Source organism: Flavitalea flava, assembly GCF_054461575.1.
Window position 1 is genome coordinate 606,893 of the sequence record NZ_JBTLQH010000001.1, and the last position, 17,092, is coordinate 623,984.

Genomic DNA, 17,092 nt, shown 5'->3' on the forward strand with positions numbered 1-17,092 from the left:
ATGCCGAAAGACCGAAGATTAAAACTGTCCGGCAACAAACGGTTTTTAGTATACGAAGACGGTGAGCCTTTTTTTTGGCTTGGCGACACCGCGTGGGAATTATTTCACCGGCTTAACAGGGAAGATGCGGAGTTGTATTTGGAGAACAGGGCTTCCAAAGGATTCACCGTGATACAGGCGGTCCTGTTGGCGGAATTGGACGGATTAAGATACCCCAATGCTTTTGGAGAGGTTCCTTTGACAGACCTGGATCCTCAAAGACCAAACGAGGCCTATTTCGGGCATGTGGATTGGATTATCCGCACCGCCTCGCAGAAAGGATTATTCATGGCCTTGTTGCCGGCCTGGGGAGATAAGATCGACAAACGATATAATTGGGCGGAAGGACCGGAAATCTTTACCGTTTCCAATGCCTTTGCCTATGGCAGGTGGCTGGGTGAACGGTATAAAAACGATAAAAATATAATCTGGATAATGGGAGGTGACCGTGATCCGGATGAAAAGGCAGTCGAAATCTGGCGATCGATGGCAAATGGGGTCATTGATGGCGTGGGTGGAAAACAGCATACCCTGATGAGCTTTCACCCGCAGCCATTTGAATCCGGTTCCTCCTCCCGTTGGTTTCATCAGGATGACTGGCTGGATTTTAATATGCTCCAGACAGGTCATGACAAACAAAAAAACACATTCAGCCAGGTCGCAGGAGATTATGCACGGATTCCGGTTAAACCCGTCATCGACGGAGAACCTGTTTATGAGGCACATGGTTTAGGGTTTAAGCCTTTCGAGAATGGATATTCCTCCGATGCGGATGTCAGAAAATATGCTTACTGGAACCTGTTTTCCGGGGCATTCGGTCATACTTACGGCTGCCACAGTGTCTGGCAATTTTACACGCCGGACCGCAAAGGAATCAACTTTCCGATCTACTTTTGGAAAGACGCTCTCGACCTGGCCGGCGCGTCACAAATGAGGCATGTGAAAAATTTAATGACAGGGAGGCCACAACTTTGCCTGATCCCCGATCAATCGCTGATCGCGGACCTGCAGGAGGAAGGGGAAGATTACCTGGCGGCTACCCGGGCAGATGATGGTAGTTATGCCTTCGTTTATTCCCCGACCGGGAAAAGATTCCGGCTTAATACCGGACTTTTGGCTGGCAGCGCCTTGAAATATAGCTGGTTTAATCCGCGCGACGGAATATCCACCGTCGCGCAGGTTACAGCCAAGGAGCAGTATTTGGCTTTTCAGCCTCCCAATTGGGGCTATGGGCAGGATTGGGTATTGGTTATCGATAGTATAAAATAAATATATGGAGATCCGTAACAAGCCATTGCTGTATCAGGTATATGCCATCTATTTTATTTGCGGGTTGGCGCAATGTTTTGAAGGCGTTTTTTTGCCCGAATTTAAGGCGCTTTTTAATCTTTCGTATACCGGTCAGATGTATATACTGTTTGCTAAAAATATTCCTTTTGTATTTTTCTCGATCGGGATCGGATGGCTGACCCGTAAGATCGGGTTTAAAAATTGCCTTGCCGTATCGCTGCTGCTTTTTGCTTTGGGCACATTCCTTATCGTTCCAGGCCTTCGATCGGGTAATTACAGCCTATTGTTGATTGCCTTCTTTATTTTAGGCATCGCTTTTAATATGGAACTGGTAGCAGGCAACCCCTTATTATCGGTACTGGGAGAGGAGCGTGGCAGTTCAAGCCGGTTGAATACCGGGAGTGCATTGGGTGCAATCGCGCAGATCATCGCTCCGCTCCTGCTGGTCATGGTGATCCCTGATAGTATCCCTTCCATTGCCGGGAAAATACCCTACATGCAAAACATTTTTATAATAACGGCTTTGGTGCTGCTGGTAATGGCCTTTTATACCTTTCGTATTAAAGGCAGTCAGGGGAAAGAAAAAGAAGGTTCGTTTGACGGTGAGGAACTAAACAAGAGTAAGAGTGGTCAGCCATCCATTTGGGTTCAGCCCAAAATAATATTGGGTTTTATCTCGCTTTTCCTGGTGCTGGGTTTCGAAGCATGCCTTTTTGGCTTTTACCGGAACTTTGCAGAAGATAAAAATCTTGCCGGGTTAAGCGCCCATCAGTCTCAAAAAATGTTTACCGTTTATTTTGCTGTGTTTGCGCTGGGAAGATTGGCTGGATCCCTTCTCCAAAAGAAAATAAAGCCGGTTATTACCCTGGTTTTTGGATTGGTGATTGTCCTTTTTTTATTGGTCCCTGTAATTCTGGCGGATGGTTGGCTTGCACTGGCAGCTTATACGGCCATAGGTTTTTTCGTATCCATCTTTTTTCCTACACTTTTCTCCATTTCCATAGAAGGACTCAGCGGTAACACTGGGATTGCCTCCGGGCTGTTGACCATGGGATTTCTGGGAGGGGCTTTACTGCCGGTACTGCAAGGTAAACTGGCTGATATAACCAGTCTGCAGTTTTCCTTTCTGCTTGGTTTTTTGCCTTATATATTTGCCCTGTTTTATATATGGAAATGGAATGGAAGAGATATCTATGGCAGCCATTCAACTGCAGCCATTCCACAAACGAAGAAATAAGCTTATTATGAAAATATTGGTTATCGGAGGAACGGGGAATATCAGCCGGTGGTTTGTACCCCAACTTATCAGGGAGGGGAATGAGGTCACCTTATATAACCGTGGCATGCACGAAGTAAAGTTCGAATCGGAGGTGAAAAGGATAACCGGCGACCGGACAAATCATGCCGCCTTTGAAACCGATATGAAGAAAGCCGGCCTGTTCGATTGCGTCATCGACATGGCGGGTTTCGAACCGGAAGATGCCCGTAGCGTAGTCAGGGCTCTTTACGGAAGGACTGCACAATATATATTCTGTAGCACGGTAGATGTATATGGCAAACGTCAGCCTTCATATCCCGTCGGCGAAGATACCGGTCTGAGTGCATCGGCCGGTTTTCCTTATGCAGCGAAAAAGGTAGAAATGGAAAAGATCTTATGGGCCGCCTGTGAAAAGACAGGTTTCCCGCTTACGGTCATACGCCCTGCTGCCACGTATTCGGAAGGATGGAGCCCCCTGGTTACCTGCTTCGGCGGGCAAACCTATCATCTGGACCGGCTGCGGAAAGGCAGGGAAATGATCCTGCATGGAGATGGAACGGCTATTTGGGTCGCTACGCATTCACAAGATGTCGCTAATGCTTTTATTGGAGCGACAGGTAACCATAATACTATCGGTAAAGCCTATAATGTAACCGGCGATGAATTGTTAACCTGGTATAGTATGCACCGGTTGGTGGCAGAGGAATTGCAAGCGCCTGAACCCCGGTTCGTATATATACCCACAGAACTATTATTTCAATTAGCCCCCGAAGAAGCTTCCTGGTGTAAAGAGAACTTCCAGTTCAACAATATTTATGATAATACCGCTGCTAAACGAGACCTCGGTTTTACCTATACCATTCCTTTTGCCGAAGGGGTTAAACGTTGTATTTCCTATCTGCTTAAGGAAAATGCCATCGACGACTATACGGGTTTCCCATTTTACGAAAAGGTGACAGAACGTTGGAAGCAGATTTTGCATAGCTTGAAATTTTTCATTTTAGTATTGCTGATCCCTTATCTGAGTCCAGGACAGTCGCTCACGGAGTTTAGCCAATCGGTAATTTCTTTTGGCGCAGTAGCAGACGGGCATACGGATAATACTATGGCGTTCCAAAAGGCAATCGATAGCGTGGCTGTACAGGGTGGGAGAGTGTATATTCCTGCAGGACAGTTTTTAATCGGCGGCAGTATTAAGATCAAACCGGGGGTAAGTTTGTTTGGGACCAACGATGCACCTTTGTCCCCTTACCAGTTGACGGGAACCGTGATCCTGGCTACGGGCGGCCGGGACCGGGAGGAGGCCGAACCTCTCTTCGAAATGTGGAATGCGAGCACGGCAAAGGGCTTCACAGTGTACTATCCCGATCAGCAAACAAATGACATACATCCCTATCCCTGGACGTTTTATATCCGGAACCCTGCGGTGGTGCATAGTCTGACCGAGCGGCGAAAAGAGACCTTTGACGTGACGATCGAAGATATCACCCTGATCAATAGTTTCAATGGCATCCGTTGCGGACCGGATGAAAATGGAAGACACCGGATCCGTAATATCAGCGGCTGCGTGTTACGACGGGGGATTTTTGTCGATTGGGTTGGGGATGTTGGAAGGATTGAAAATATACAGTTCCACAGTCATTTTTGGTTTCATCCCACTACCTCCGGTAACTGGGATCAGGTATTCGCTTATATGCAGCAAAATCTGGAAGCCTTTATTTTTGGTCGTTCGGATTGGGAATATGTAACGAATACCTTTGTTTTCCCGGCAAAGGTCGGGTATAAATTCATTTCGACCTCCAATGGGCAGTGCAATGGTCAGTTTTCGGGAATTGGTGCCGATGCTACCCAATCCGCCCTGGTCGCTGAATCTATTCAGTCCCAGGGACTATTGATCAGCAACGGGCAGTTCAACACGCATTTAAAAGGACGCAGTGCCCAGATCATCGTTGAAAAAAGTTGTGCGGGAAGCCTTCGTTTCACCAATTGCGGCTTCTGGGGTCCCTCAGCAAACAATGTCCTGGTGCTGGGCAATTCCTTTGTTTCTTTTCAAAATTGTTATTTCTCCAATAATCATGTTAGCCGGGATACTTCCACTCCCGGATATTCGATTATCGCCGAAAACGGGAAATTACAAGTGCAATCCTGCACCTTTGACGGCATGCAGACCGATGAAGTGGCCCAATGGACCTACGGCGGAACTAAACGAAGGCCTCCCTGCATACTCCTGAGGTCCGGTGTAAAATCAGCCATTATTACCGGTAACAACGGATATGGCGGTGTTAAGATCTCCAATGGAATCGGCAGGAAGGCGATCATCAGGGACAACGAGCCCGATGGTCCTGAAGGCTCTGAGGGTGCTGCTAAATAAAAAAGGACCCTGATAATCTAAAAATAATTTTGTTTATACAAAAAAAATAATAACATTTGTGTCGCTAAACTGTACTATACTCTACTGTACTGATTTTTTAAACACATTATTAAACGATTGAACCAAAACTTCTTTGCCGATGAAAAAGAATCTAAAACAGATTTCTGCCTTTTTGCCCTTCGCAGCCTTTCTGGCCGCGGCATTCCTGCTTTTTGCGTACCCATCCTATAGTCAGCAACCGCAAAATACTGTTACAGGAAAAGTTGTCAACAAGACCGGCCAGGGCCTGGAAAATGTCTCGGTGACGATTAAAGGCTCACGAACAGGAACGGTTACGGGTGCCGATGGTACCTTTACCCTTCGTACCGATCGTAGCAATGCGGTCCTGGTTTTTTCCCTGGTGGGCTATCTGCCTGTAGAAAGACCGGCGGCAGGAAACAATCTCACCGTCACTTTACAGGAAACTCCCGTAACCCTCGATTCCGTGATCGTAGCCATTGGGTACGGGTATCAGAAAAGAAAAGACCTCACCGCGGCAGTAGGAACGGTGTCCGGAAAGGAGATCAGGGACCTGCCTGTTACCAATGTGCAGGAAGCTTTGCAGGGAAGGATCGCCGGGGTACAGGTTATCAAACCATCAGGCTCTCCCGGGGCTTCCGGCGATATCATTATCCGGGGTCTGGCATCCCTTAATAATGCCAAACCGCTCTATGTCGTAGACGGGGTCCGGTCATCCGGAGAAAATTTTAATGTGCAGGACATTGCTTCCATCGATGTCATTAAAGACGCCAGTGCAGCTGCCATTTATGGTTCTGCAGCAGCGGGCGGTGTGATTCTGATCACCACCAAAAAAGGCCAGAAGGGTAAACCTCTTATCAATTTTTCGGCCCGTTATGGTCTTTCCAAACCCCGTATACAGCAACTGTTGGGAAAAGACGATTTCATCAAATTGCGCAGAGAATATGACCCTGCTTATTTACAAGGCGTGAATACAGGAGATTTACCCAATACGAACTGGACGAATGCTGTGTATGGCAATGGTACCGATGAAAAATACGATCTTTCTGTGTCGGGTGCGACGGAAAATACCAATTATCTTGTATCCGCATTTTATAATGGCCAGAAAGGAGTGTACATCGACAATTCCAATTATGTCAGCGGCGCAAGAATAAATTCGGAATTCAAACTCAGCAAGTCCATCAAAGTCGGAGAACAACTGTATGTTACTCAACAAGTCTATAATCCCACCGGCTTCAGCACCAATCCAGGTGATCCAAATCTGTCCAATCCACCTAATCCACCTTACCGCACCATTCCCATCATGGGCATATATGATCCGTCCAATCTGTTAGGAGGTGGCTGGGCAAAAGATATATATGGCTATCAGGGCGGTAACCTGGTGGGCTCCGAACTGACCTACCGGGCAACGACCAGATCACTTAATCTGCAAGGCAATATCTATGCGGAAGTAAAGCTTCCGTTCTATCTCAGTTTCAGAACCACTTTTTCGTACAGCCCGGGTTACAGTACCGGTAATTTTTTCCAGGATACCTATGATTTCGGAGCAGTTACCAATACCGTCAATACCCTGAAAAAGACCTCCGGCTCGGGTCATAGCCTTTTGTCCAATTATGTATTGACCTTCGATCATACCTTCGGACGCCATGCGGTCACAGCCCTCGCGGGTTATGAACAGATCGCCACTGCTTCTGATAACATTAGCGTACAACAGACGGCCCAGGCACAGTCGGGTTTTAATTTTTTCCCCACTTCCGGATCCACGACCCGGAACCCGGAAGGAATATATGACCCCAACGGTCTGATCAAATCCGAATTCGGAAGGCTGAATTACAACTATGATAATAAATACTATCTCTCCGGAACCATCCGGCGTGACGGAAACTTTACCAGTTTCGGACCGGGAAATCAATACGGGGTTTTCCCATCCGTATCCGGAGGATGGCGTGTCAGCGAAGAACCATTTTTCCAGGGTGCTACCCGCTTCGTCAATGAATTGAAACTGCGCGGAAGTTATGGTGTATTAGGAAACAGCAATATACCGGGATACGGATTCCTCTCCACGTATGAACTTCTCCGTGCCCAAAATTTTACCCCTGGTGACGGTTCATCGAGGAATCTGGGTTATGGGATTACCAGCCTGGCCAACAAGGATATAAAATGGGAAAGTTTGTACGAAACCAATATCGGGCTCGACGCAGAACTTTTGCAAAATAAATTATCTTTTACGTTCGAGTGGTATGATAAGACCACCAAAAACATGCTCTACAATGTCCCTGTTCCGGCAAGTTCCGGTATTTCCAAGCCCTATCTAACCAATATCGGTTCGGTAAATAATAAAGGAGTCGAAATAGTATTGGGCTATAAAGACAAGGCCGGAGAAATCGGTTACAGCGTGAATGTGAATGGTGCTTTTAATAAGAATAAAGTACTCAATCTCGACGGGGTTAACAAAAATCCGATCTTCGACGGAAGTAATAATATAGGGGGCGGGTATGGTGTCATGAACGGATATAACCTGTCTATCACTCAGGTGGGCCATCCATTCGCCGAGTTTTACGGCTACCGGTCGAAAGGGATTTATAAGGATGCTCAACAGATCGCGGCAAATCCCCAGCAGGTAGGTAAGACCGCCAATATCGGGGATCTGGTCTATGAGGATATAGATCACAACGATACGATCAACAACAAGGATATGGGGCCTATCGGCAATCCCAATCCAAAACTGGTATATGGGATCAATATCAACCTGAACTGGCGTGGATTCGATATTGCCCTTCTTTTTAACGGAGTAGCCGGGGTTCAGCTCTTTAATGGCCTCAAACCCTATAACCAATACCTGTTCAGCGACGGCAATTCCACTTCTGCTGCCTTTGGGGCTTCCTTCCTGGGAAGTAATGCCCTAACCGGTCAGCCACGAGCCGGGGTAATTCAGACGGGAGGGGCATTTTTGGCCGACCCTAACGGAAATTATACAACGCCCAGCAGCTATTATGTGGAGAACGGCAGTTATTTGAAATTAAAGAACCTGCAGCTCGGTTATACTTTTTCAGGAAGATTACTGAGAACCGCTCATATTGCCGGCGCCAGGCTTTTCGTAATGACCAATAATCTTTTCACTATCACCAAATATTCGGGACTGGACCCGGAACTTTCAGGATCGGTGACGTCGAGGGGAGTCGATCTGCCCAATCAATACCCCCATACCCGTATATATTCCTGCGGGTTTAGTGTGACGTTTTAAAAAAATACACCATCCTTTCATTAAAAATCGAACAGTCATGTACAAAAAAATATTTCCGGTCATCATCATCGTATTGATAGCTGCCTGTACCAAAAACCCAACCAATATAGCCAGACCGGGGGTATACAGCACCAACAGCTATCCGCAAACTTCCACGCAGCTTTTCGGGCTCCTGGTATCCGGATATGCTCAGTTTAGGAATGCCGGCTTATACGGGTTCGAGTTCCGGTCCCATGATTTTGATTGCCTCGACCATACGGCGGACCTGTCTTATAACGGTGATGCCTCCTGGAATGGAGTAGCAACGAACAATCTGACCGTCAGTAATAATTACGCCCAGGATATTTGGCAGGCCAGCTATACCGGTATCCAGTATCTCAATACTTTTTTCGGGGGATCCGATTATTTTGAGAAGAATTTTTCCAAACCCGGAGAATTGGCAGATATCAATGCCATGCGCGGCGAAGCCCATTTTCTTCGGGCCCTCTATTATTTCTACCTGGAATCTTTTTATGGAGAAAGTTATATCAGGGCAGGCAAGGGCGGTGACAAAATGGGCGTGCCCCTGATCGCTTCCACGGCCACGACCCTGGACAGCACACAGCTTCCAAGGGCTACCGTAAGCGATACCTGGAAGTTTATTATCGGAGAACTACAGCAATCTATAACCCTTTTACAGGGAAAAACCTGGGATGTGGCTAACCAGGGAAGGGTAACGGAATGGTCTGCAAAAGCCTTACTGGGGAAAGTGTATGTGTTTACACAGGATTGGGCGAATGCTAAAACCGTTCTTAAGGACGTAATCGACAATAGCGGGAAGACACTGATGCCCTATGAAAAATACAGGGCCTCCTTTATCGGTATTGCTGCCAATGAATTCAACGAAGAATCGTTATTTGAAGTGAATGTAGACCGGGTACCCGGGGATAACTACGGCATTTTTGCAACGGGGATCAATCTTACTTCAGCGGAAGGCCTTCCTTTGGGACCCACTATCATGGGGGACGATGGATCGGAGTTACACCCTAAGACCCTTGGTTATGCCAATGAATTTATACATGATAAAAACCTGCAGCGGTTCGGATTTAATCTCCCTCTCTGGACCCTGGTGAAGAACCCATTATTTGACCCCGGTCAATCCCACAGCCCTTCCAACCCGGATTCCATACTGAACCCTGTTTACCGTCAGCAATCTCTCGATGCACGTACCAATATGACGGTTGATCCGCGTTTATATGTAAATGCCCTTCAGCCCTGGATCGATAGTGCGAGCCCGGACGGGAAAACCTGGAGACCCATTGTCCGTTACGCCAATATCCCCTCCAACCGAATGAGTCATTATGGATGGAGTTTCCGGAAGTACAATACGTTCGATAACAATACCTTTAATTACAGCGCCGAGGATGCCGCCAATATTTATATTTTGCGTTTGGCGGATATTTATCTCCTTTATGCAGAAACTTGCGCGAACACGAGCGATAACCCCAATGCACTGGAATATCTTAATAAAGTCCACCGCAGGGCTTACGGATATGCCTATAATAATGTATCGCCGGTGGATTATCTCTCTCTCTCGGATAAGACCAGCGCTTTTGCCGCAGGCGACCCGGTTCTGGGAACTAATCCACTCTATTATGAACGATGGGCGGAGTTGATGGGTGAAGGACATTGGTGGTTCGATGTATGTCGTTGGCAGATCGGAACCTCCGAAGCCACCTGGTATCAGAACACTGCCGTAGGCGCTATCCAATGGAACGACGGGAAATCTTATCTGTTCCCTATTCCCAACAGTGAAATACTCTCGAATTTTAAAATAAAACAGAATCCAGGCTATAATTAATTAACCAGGGATACAGATGCTGAATGACAGGCCTGCCGGAAGGTATGCCTGTTATTCATGCCCCCTGCGCAAGTCATTTCTACGACCAATAAACGATCGTCATGAAAAAAATTTTACCTTATCTGGCTTTTTGCCTGCTGTTTTCTGGTATTGGCGCAAAGGCCCAAACCTCTCAAATCACAACCGGCCTCAAAACTACCTGGGTAGGTAACAGCTTCCCCGGAGGGAATAAATGGGTGCAGGATTACATCGAGAACACAAAAGTGAATGCAGATGGAAGTATTAACGCAAAATGTTCCTGGGATGAAGCTGGCCGGAATAATGGAATTTATGTTCCCTGCGATGTAGTCGGTAACCAGGATGCCGGAGCCAATTCGCGTCTCGCGACGGACAGCCGGGGTAATACCTGGACGATCGTAAATTTTTATGGACGGTTTCTCAACTACGATAGTATCGCACCCATTCCCACTGGCACTAAAGCTCCCTATATCCAATGCTCCGATGGCAGGATGATCAATTCGGTAGCCGATCCTTCCGCCATTGCTGTGGATAATAAAGGCCGTTTGCTGGTGGCGGATAATGGCATCGATCAGAATATCAAAATATTCGATATTTCAAGTATACCCTTACAGACAGGCTCCTTCGGCGATCCCGGGGGCGTCTATAGCGGCGTAACCGGGATGATAGCGCCAAAAAAATTATACGGTATCCGGGGAATGGGCACGGATTCCCTGGGCAATCTATGGGTCGCCAACAGCGGATTCCCTTCCCAGGCAGGAGGCACCGATCTTCGGCATTTTGATAGTCTGGGAAATATGAACTGCAACCTGAAAGGCCTGATATTCGTGCAATCCGCGGACGCCGATCCGGGTGCCCAAACGGATGTTTATCTCAACAATGAAAGGACGCATGTCAACTACGATGGCGCTCCCGGCGATTGGACCTTTACTTCAGAATCGATCAACCCTTTCAAATATCCCGATGACCCAAGGCTTTCCATGAGTATGGAAACGACCTGGATGCGGCGCATAAACGGTCAGAAATATATGTTCCAGTTAAATATGTATGCGGAATTTCTCGCCGTATATCGGTTCGACGGGGAGATCGCCGTGCCTATGGCGATGTTCACCATCGGATGGAACGGGCAATGGGACAAATACAAATGGCAGATCGATAAACGACCCACGTGGGACCCGAATGCCTATAACAGCAGAAGATGGCTTTGGGTGGACAAGAACGGCGACGGACAGGTCTCTTCCGATGAGTTCTCTGTCTATGATATCGGGTATCCCTATAACACGGGTATAGCGGTCACGGCTAACGGAACCGTCATTGTCGGAGGAAGACACCTGCTCAGCTTCCCCGCGAATGGGACCGATGCGAACGGGGTCCTTCAATATTCTACCGGCTCGGTGACCGACCGCCCCCTACCCGCAGCACCTGACCTGTATGATGTCAACAGGCTTAAATATGTCGACAGCACAGATATGATGTATATCGCCAGTGGCGGCAATTATCCCAATTTCAATACTATTTATCAATTTGCCAACTGGAGCGCCGGGGGCACACTCCGGAGAGTTATACGGACGGGGCTCAACCCGGGCGAGTCCTTTACTGCCGACGATAAATTTATCTATGCGGCCGGCGTAAAGAACGGCGTTTATACGAGCTTGCAGGGAGAGGTCGATATATGGGACGCAGGAACCGGGCTTCCGGTCGGCTACCTGGTACCTGGCAGTGAAGTAAACAACCAATCGGGCTGGATAGATCTGACTTATGGTCTGAATACATTCAAACGCCCAACCGGGGAGCGGGTATTACTGGTGGAAGAAGACTGGAAGGGAAAAAATATCATCTATCAATGGAAGGACCATTTTATCCCTCCGGCCATCGACAGCCTGATCATTCTGGCGCCTAAGGATAGCGCTGCTTTTACCTACGGTTCTCCTGTTACTTTCTCGACCTATATCAACGATGGAAAAGGAGATAGTACGATCGGCAAACTGGCCTTTTATGTGGACGGCGTTAAAGTTGCCGATACTGCTAATTCGGCCTACGGCCTCTATAGTTATACCTGGCTGAACGGAGGGGCAGGGCCTCATAGTTTTTTTGCCCGTGCTTTCGATACGGCTGGCCGTCAGATCAGCACTTCCGCAATAACGCATATCCTTATTAATTATCTTCCGGATCTTCTTCCGGCCGCCATAACCTGGGACCCTGCCGGCGTTGCAGCCGGAACCCCGGTTAATTTTAAAGTGAAGGTTAAGAATATAGGGCAGGGGCCAACGCCAGTCGGCGTGGTCATCGGTGGAGTTTTTGCAGTGGACGGGCATAATGTAACCTGGAGTGATACCGACAACACTGCCCTGGCTCCTGGAGACTCTGTCATACTCTCGGCCAATAACGGGGTGAATGGAACCGGTAACTGGATCGCTTCGACTCCGGGCAAGCATACCGTATCCTTCCTGGTAGACGATATCAACAGGATTTCTGAATCCAACGAGAATAACAATAGCTTTAGCACGACTGTCTGCGTTGCAGGGGGAGGCCCATCCATCAGCATAAGCACTCCTGCCGATAAGGATACGCTCTACGCTGGGAATAGTATACTGGTGACCGTAGATGCTTTTAAATGCGGAGGGCCGATCACTTCTGTGGAATATTTCGACGGGACCCAAAAAATAGGTCAATCCCGCACCTCCCCTTTTTCTTTCACCTGGATCAACGCTCCAATCGGAGGACATAGTCTGATCGCCAGGGCTACCGATGGAACAGGTGTTTCCGTATACGATACAGCAAATATTATTGTTGCTCCCCTGCCTCCATATGGCATCCTGCGTCAGGAGTGGGACAATATAAACGGCGGTACGATAAACGACCTGGAAAGTGCACCCAATTACCCCGGCCGACCCGATCATACCAGTATGGTGACCAGCCTTTTTGAAGGTCCTGTCAATACCGGAGTTAATAATTACGGAGCCCGGTATTCTGGTTATATCACTGCCCCACAGACAGGGAATTATACCTTCTGGATCGCCAGTGACGACCAATCGGAGCTTTGGTTAAGCAATAACGGGGATAGTGCCGGCAAACAAAAAATTGCCTGGGTTGCCGACTGGACCAATTCGAGAGTTTGGACAGCTTCTCCCAGTCAGCAATCCGTTCCAATATCCCTGGTTGCGGGCCAGCGATATTATATTGAAGCGCTTTACAAACAGGGAGGCGGGGGCGATAACCTGGCCGTGGGATGGACATTGCCGGATAGTTCGGAAGAAAAGCCTATCCCGGCGCAGCGGATAGTACCCTTCAACATTCCGTCCGTACAAAGTTTTACACTCACCAATGCAGATGGCAGTAAGGATATCCGCCAGCTGAAAGATAAGGATACGATCAACCTGGCGTCGATGACCAATTGGTTCCTGAATGTCAGGGCCAACACGGCTCCTTCTGTGACAGGCAGCGTAGTCTTCGTCCTGGATAACATAAAGATCAGGACGGATAACTATACTCCCTATACGCTTTATGACAGGGCTTATTTCCCCGTACTCCCGGGCAAGACCTATACCCTCACTGCAACTCCTTATTTGCTGGCAGGTGGTAAAGGTCAGGCAGGTCAGCCAAAGACGATTACCGTCAAAGCGATATTCGTCCATCCGGGCGGTGTATTCTTTGGGGATGGCAAGGGGAAGGATCCTGGAAGGGGCCTTCTGTCGGGAAATGACCGGTTCGAACTCTATCCCAATCCGGCGGGTAGTAACGGCAATCGGGTAACGGTTAGCTTTTTTCTCCCGGTCAATGAAAAAGTGGAATTGCAGGTCGTAAACAATATGGGCCAGATAGTGCAAACCCAATCTATGGCGGGGTATGAGGGATCGAATACCGGAAGCCTGGATACCGGCAAACTGCTGCCCGGCATTTATTATGTCAATCTGGTGACGGCAAACGCCCGGAAATCCAAACAATTATTGATTATCAGATAATGACTCGTTTATCCCAATCTTATGTCGTACGCTTCGTTCGATTATTCCTGTCGACAGGAGCATTATGTCTGTCAGTATGGGGAGGCAACGCCCAAATGAAGGATCCGCCGGATTGGGAAGGGTATGAACAGGTGTTAGGCGTAAAGAACGGGCAGCATGCCAGTGATTTCGAGGTGGCTCTTACCGGCTCCTCTACGGCAACAAATGTATTATGGCCTCGTGAGGCTGCGCATTATACCGTTCAGGTGACCAACCTGACGGATCAGTTGATAAAGGATTCTGCCACCATTCGTATCATACGCTATGGCACCAAAGGTAAACCCGATGATGTATGGACGCCGGTAATGTATAAAATAGCCGAACTGCCTTCTTTGACGCTGGCCATCACCTTGCCAGCGAAAGGGTCTTATATCCTGAATGCAGATCCGTTGATTCCCGAAACATTCGGCGGTTATGCCCTGGTACTGGATTTCGGTAAACATGGCCGTCGGCTGATTACCAGCCTGGTCCGTACTTATGCAGCTAAACCCGAACGAATTCAATTTCCCAAACAGTCCCTGGATGATCTGGGGGCTGCTTTTCTTAACCGGGTGGGCGTACAGGCTATCCGGATGGGAGTGGATTATACCCCAACCACCCTGGGTGGCTATTCAGGTAATGGCTATTATGAAAAGATGAAAGAGCTGGAGAACAAATTAAAAGAATACGACCGTAAACATATTACGGTACTGCTGATGTTCGGCGCTGGCTCCAATCTTATGCCACTCGGTATGCCGCGGTCTTTTCTGGATTCGCAGCAAATTATGCTGAAGACCAAACAGGATTTTGTATGGCTTCCTTCGCTGGATGAGGATTTCCGGAAGTTTGTATACCGCATTTGTAAACAATACGGATGGCCTAAAGGACCGGTAACGGCGGTTTCACTCTGGAATGAGCCTTGGGAGGGGATTTCCATTTCCGGTTGGCAGGCAGATATGCTCCGCTACCGGGAGATCTACCGGAAGATGGCTGAAGGTGTTCTAAGTGCCCGGCAGGAAGGGGCTGAAGTGCTGGTAGGGGGAACCGATTCCCATTCCAATGCCTGGGATAAGTTATTCGCCGATGGATCCATGGATTTCCTGCCCATTTTCGATTTCTGCTCTGTCCATTATGAAGGAATGGAATCGGCTGCGCTTTACCCGGAATGGATCAACCGTAAATCACCCTACGGAAGGGTGAAAATCTGGGATACCGAAAGCTGGGTGGCCAACACAGACGACCGGATCGGTTTGGTCGTTGCGACGAACCGTTCCGCAGGGTATGACCGTTCGATGGGGATCTATGGCGGTTATCTCCTGACAAATGCCGGTAAAGGTTTTTTCCATGCCTGGTCTCCTGCTTCGGCATTAGGAGCCGTCCAGCATCTGTTGGGGGAGCGGTCTTTCAATCGGCTGCTATTCAAAAATGGTTTGCCTTTTATTCTGGTATTCGATGGAGAGAATGGGAATAAGGAAGACGGTACGATAGTCGTATGCGGTGACATCGGAAATGCCTTCGGAAAGGACAATGTTTTGTACCGGCAGATAAAAAGAGAAAACGCACGATTGTTTTTGCGGGCGTCTGAAGCATTCCGTTTGTTCGATTTTTATGGCAACCCCGTTCCGCCTGAAAACGGCCGACTGGTAATTCCGCTTGCCTGTCAGGGTTATTTTCTCCGAACCGATGGGAGTAAAGGCGCCTTCGACAGATTGACCACTGCTCTGGAACATGCCCGGATCGAAGGATACGAACCGGTGGAGATCATCGCTAAAGATATGGTCCATCGAATTAATGAAAAACCCACTCTCGATGTACAGCTCACCAATATACTCAACCGGCCGGTAAAAAGCAGGTTGAGTATATCTATAGGTGATTTACGAGTAGCGGAGCCTTCAATTGTCAGCCTGATGCCGCATGAAACAAAAACAATACCTGTCAGGATACTTTCCGGAAGGTCCGCAGCAAACAATACTTACCTTATAACAATAAAGCTGGACGCCGGCATAGACGGAATGGCCAGCCATGCTGAAGAAATGCATGTGAACCTGGTCTCTCGGTTGACGATCGAGGTCGATGGCCGGCTGGAGGATTGGAAAAATGCGCTTCCCCAGACCGTCAGCAGTGAGGGGAAAGGCAACATCAGCCTCACCGAGGCCGCCTGGTATCCCTTTAAAAAATTTAATACCACGGCAGAAGGATATGCCAATGGATACCTTGCTTACGACGATCACTATTTTTATTTTGCTTCCAAAGCTGCCGACAAGACGCCTCATCCGGGGACCTATCGTTTTGCCACGAGACCCGATGACGAGTTCTTCTATCCGGACACCAGTTATAAAATGAAGGAGGATACCTCTTTTTTAAACCCGTACGAAAGAAAAGACACCTTGATATGGCCTGCAGACGTACGTCATTTTTCTTACCGGAAGGATCCTGTCCTGCCTGACAATAGTGGTCTTGGAGAGTTGTTTGACAATGTACTGATCGCTTTTAATGTCCTTCCGGCAGGGCAGGACGGACTGTTGGCTAATCCTCCGGGTACTATGCCCCGCTATACGGGGTATAAATGTACCGATTACGAATATGCGCTAAACAAGGTTTCTTCCCTTTATGGCGGGGGCACAGAGATATGGCGGCTGCTATCGCCGGGAATGAACCGGAAACACTTTTTTCCCCGGCAACCAAAGTCGCCCCATGAAGGAGCCGTAACGAAAGGGCAGTTAGTAATCCGGCGGGAAGGCAATACCCTGATTACCGAATGTGCTATTCCGTGGGAAGAAATACCTGAGGTAAAAAAAGCGCTCGATGAACACCGGACGATAAAATTCTCTTTCCGTGTAAATGACAACGGGGCTCCCGGAAGTTGCCTGGAACTGGCCAGAGATCGCAGCGTGTCCAAAAGGAATGCAAGAGCTTTCCACCCGGATTGGAAAGAGCATTGGGCTAATGAGGTAGAATTCGGATTCGAAGAAACCCATCATTGAAAACGATAAGTTCTGGAATTTTAATTACTAACGATTCTTTTAAAACCTTC

7 protein-coding genes are annotated in these 17,092 nt (G+C 48.2%); all 7 read left to right on the forward strand.

Annotated features, from left to right (window positions below; genetic code table 11):
- The 7 genes from ACX0G9_RS02120 (at position 1) to ACX0G9_RS02150 (ending at position 17,042) form a co-directional block, all read left to right on the forward strand.
- Positions 1 to 1,308 (forward strand): glycoside hydrolase family 140 protein, encoded by a 1,308-nt coding sequence (locus ACX0G9_RS02120; RefSeq protein WP_459063192.1) that lies wholly within the window; start codon positions 1 to 3, stop codon positions 1,306 to 1,308.
- Positions 1,309 to 1,312: 4 nt separating this feature from the next.
- Positions 1,313 to 2,566, forward strand: a complete 1,254-nt coding sequence (locus tag ACX0G9_RS02125) for an MFS transporter (protein ID WP_459063193.1) — start codon at positions 1,313 to 1,315, stop codon at positions 2,564 to 2,566.
- A 7-nt stretch (positions 2,567 to 2,573) separates the two neighbouring features.
- Positions 2,574 to 4,958: an NAD-dependent epimerase/dehydratase family protein gene (locus ACX0G9_RS02130; protein WP_459063194.1), complete on the forward strand. Its 2,385-nt coding sequence runs from the start codon at positions 2,574 to 2,576 to the stop codon at positions 4,956 to 4,958.
- A 139-nt stretch (positions 4,959 to 5,097) separates the two neighbouring features.
- Positions 5,098 to 8,220 carry a SusC/RagA family TonB-linked outer membrane protein gene (locus tag ACX0G9_RS02135; RefSeq protein ID WP_459063195.1) on the forward strand — a complete coding sequence of 1,041 codons (3,123 nt, stop codon included), beginning with the start codon at positions 5,098 to 5,100 and terminating at the stop codon, positions 8,218 to 8,220.
- A 37-nt stretch (positions 8,221 to 8,257) separates the two neighbouring features.
- Positions 8,258 to 10,060, forward strand: coding sequence for a RagB/SusD family nutrient uptake outer membrane protein (locus ACX0G9_RS02140; RefSeq protein ID WP_459063196.1), 1,803 nt, complete (start codon positions 8,258 to 8,260; stop codon positions 10,058 to 10,060).
- A 101-nt stretch (positions 10,061 to 10,161) separates the two neighbouring features.
- The gene (locus ACX0G9_RS02145; RefSeq protein ID WP_459063197.1) at positions 10,162 to 14,040 is read left to right on the forward strand and encodes an Ig-like domain-containing protein; all 3,879 of its coding nucleotides are present in this window, start codon (positions 10,162 to 10,164) and stop codon (positions 14,038 to 14,040) included.
- Positions 14,040 to 17,042, forward strand: a complete 3,003-nt coding sequence (locus ACX0G9_RS02150) for a hypothetical protein (RefSeq protein WP_459063198.1) — start codon at positions 14,040 to 14,042, stop codon at positions 17,040 to 17,042. Before ACX0G9_RS02145 ends, ACX0G9_RS02150 begins: the two co-directional genes overlap by 1 nt.
- Positions 17,043 to 17,092: the final 50 nt, after the last annotated feature.

What these genes read in the sequence shown, in the direction of transcription:
- ACX0G9_RS02120 (WP_459063192.1), top strand. Translation starts at nt 1, where the DNA reads ATGCCGAAAGACCGAAGATTAAAACTGTCCGGCAACAAACGGTTTTTA.
- ACX0G9_RS02125 (WP_459063193.1), top strand. Translation starts at nt 1,313, where the DNA reads ATGGAGATCCGTAACAAGCCATTGCTGTATCAGGTATATGCCATCTAT.
- ACX0G9_RS02130 (WP_459063194.1), top strand. Translation starts at nt 2,574, where the DNA reads ATGAAAATATTGGTTATCGGAGGAACGGGGAATATCAGCCGGTGGTTT.
- ACX0G9_RS02135 (WP_459063195.1), top strand. Translation starts at nt 5,098, where the DNA reads ATGAAAAAGAATCTAAAACAGATTTCTGCCTTTTTGCCCTTCGCAGCC.
- ACX0G9_RS02140 (WP_459063196.1), top strand. Translation starts at nt 8,258, where the DNA reads ATGTACAAAAAAATATTTCCGGTCATCATCATCGTATTGATAGCTGCC.
- ACX0G9_RS02145 (WP_459063197.1), top strand. Translation starts at nt 10,162, where the DNA reads ATGAAAAAAATTTTACCTTATCTGGCTTTTTGCCTGCTGTTTTCTGGT.
- ACX0G9_RS02150 (WP_459063198.1), top strand. Translation starts at nt 14,040, where the DNA reads ATGACTCGTTTATCCCAATCTTATGTCGTACGCTTCGTTCGATTATTC.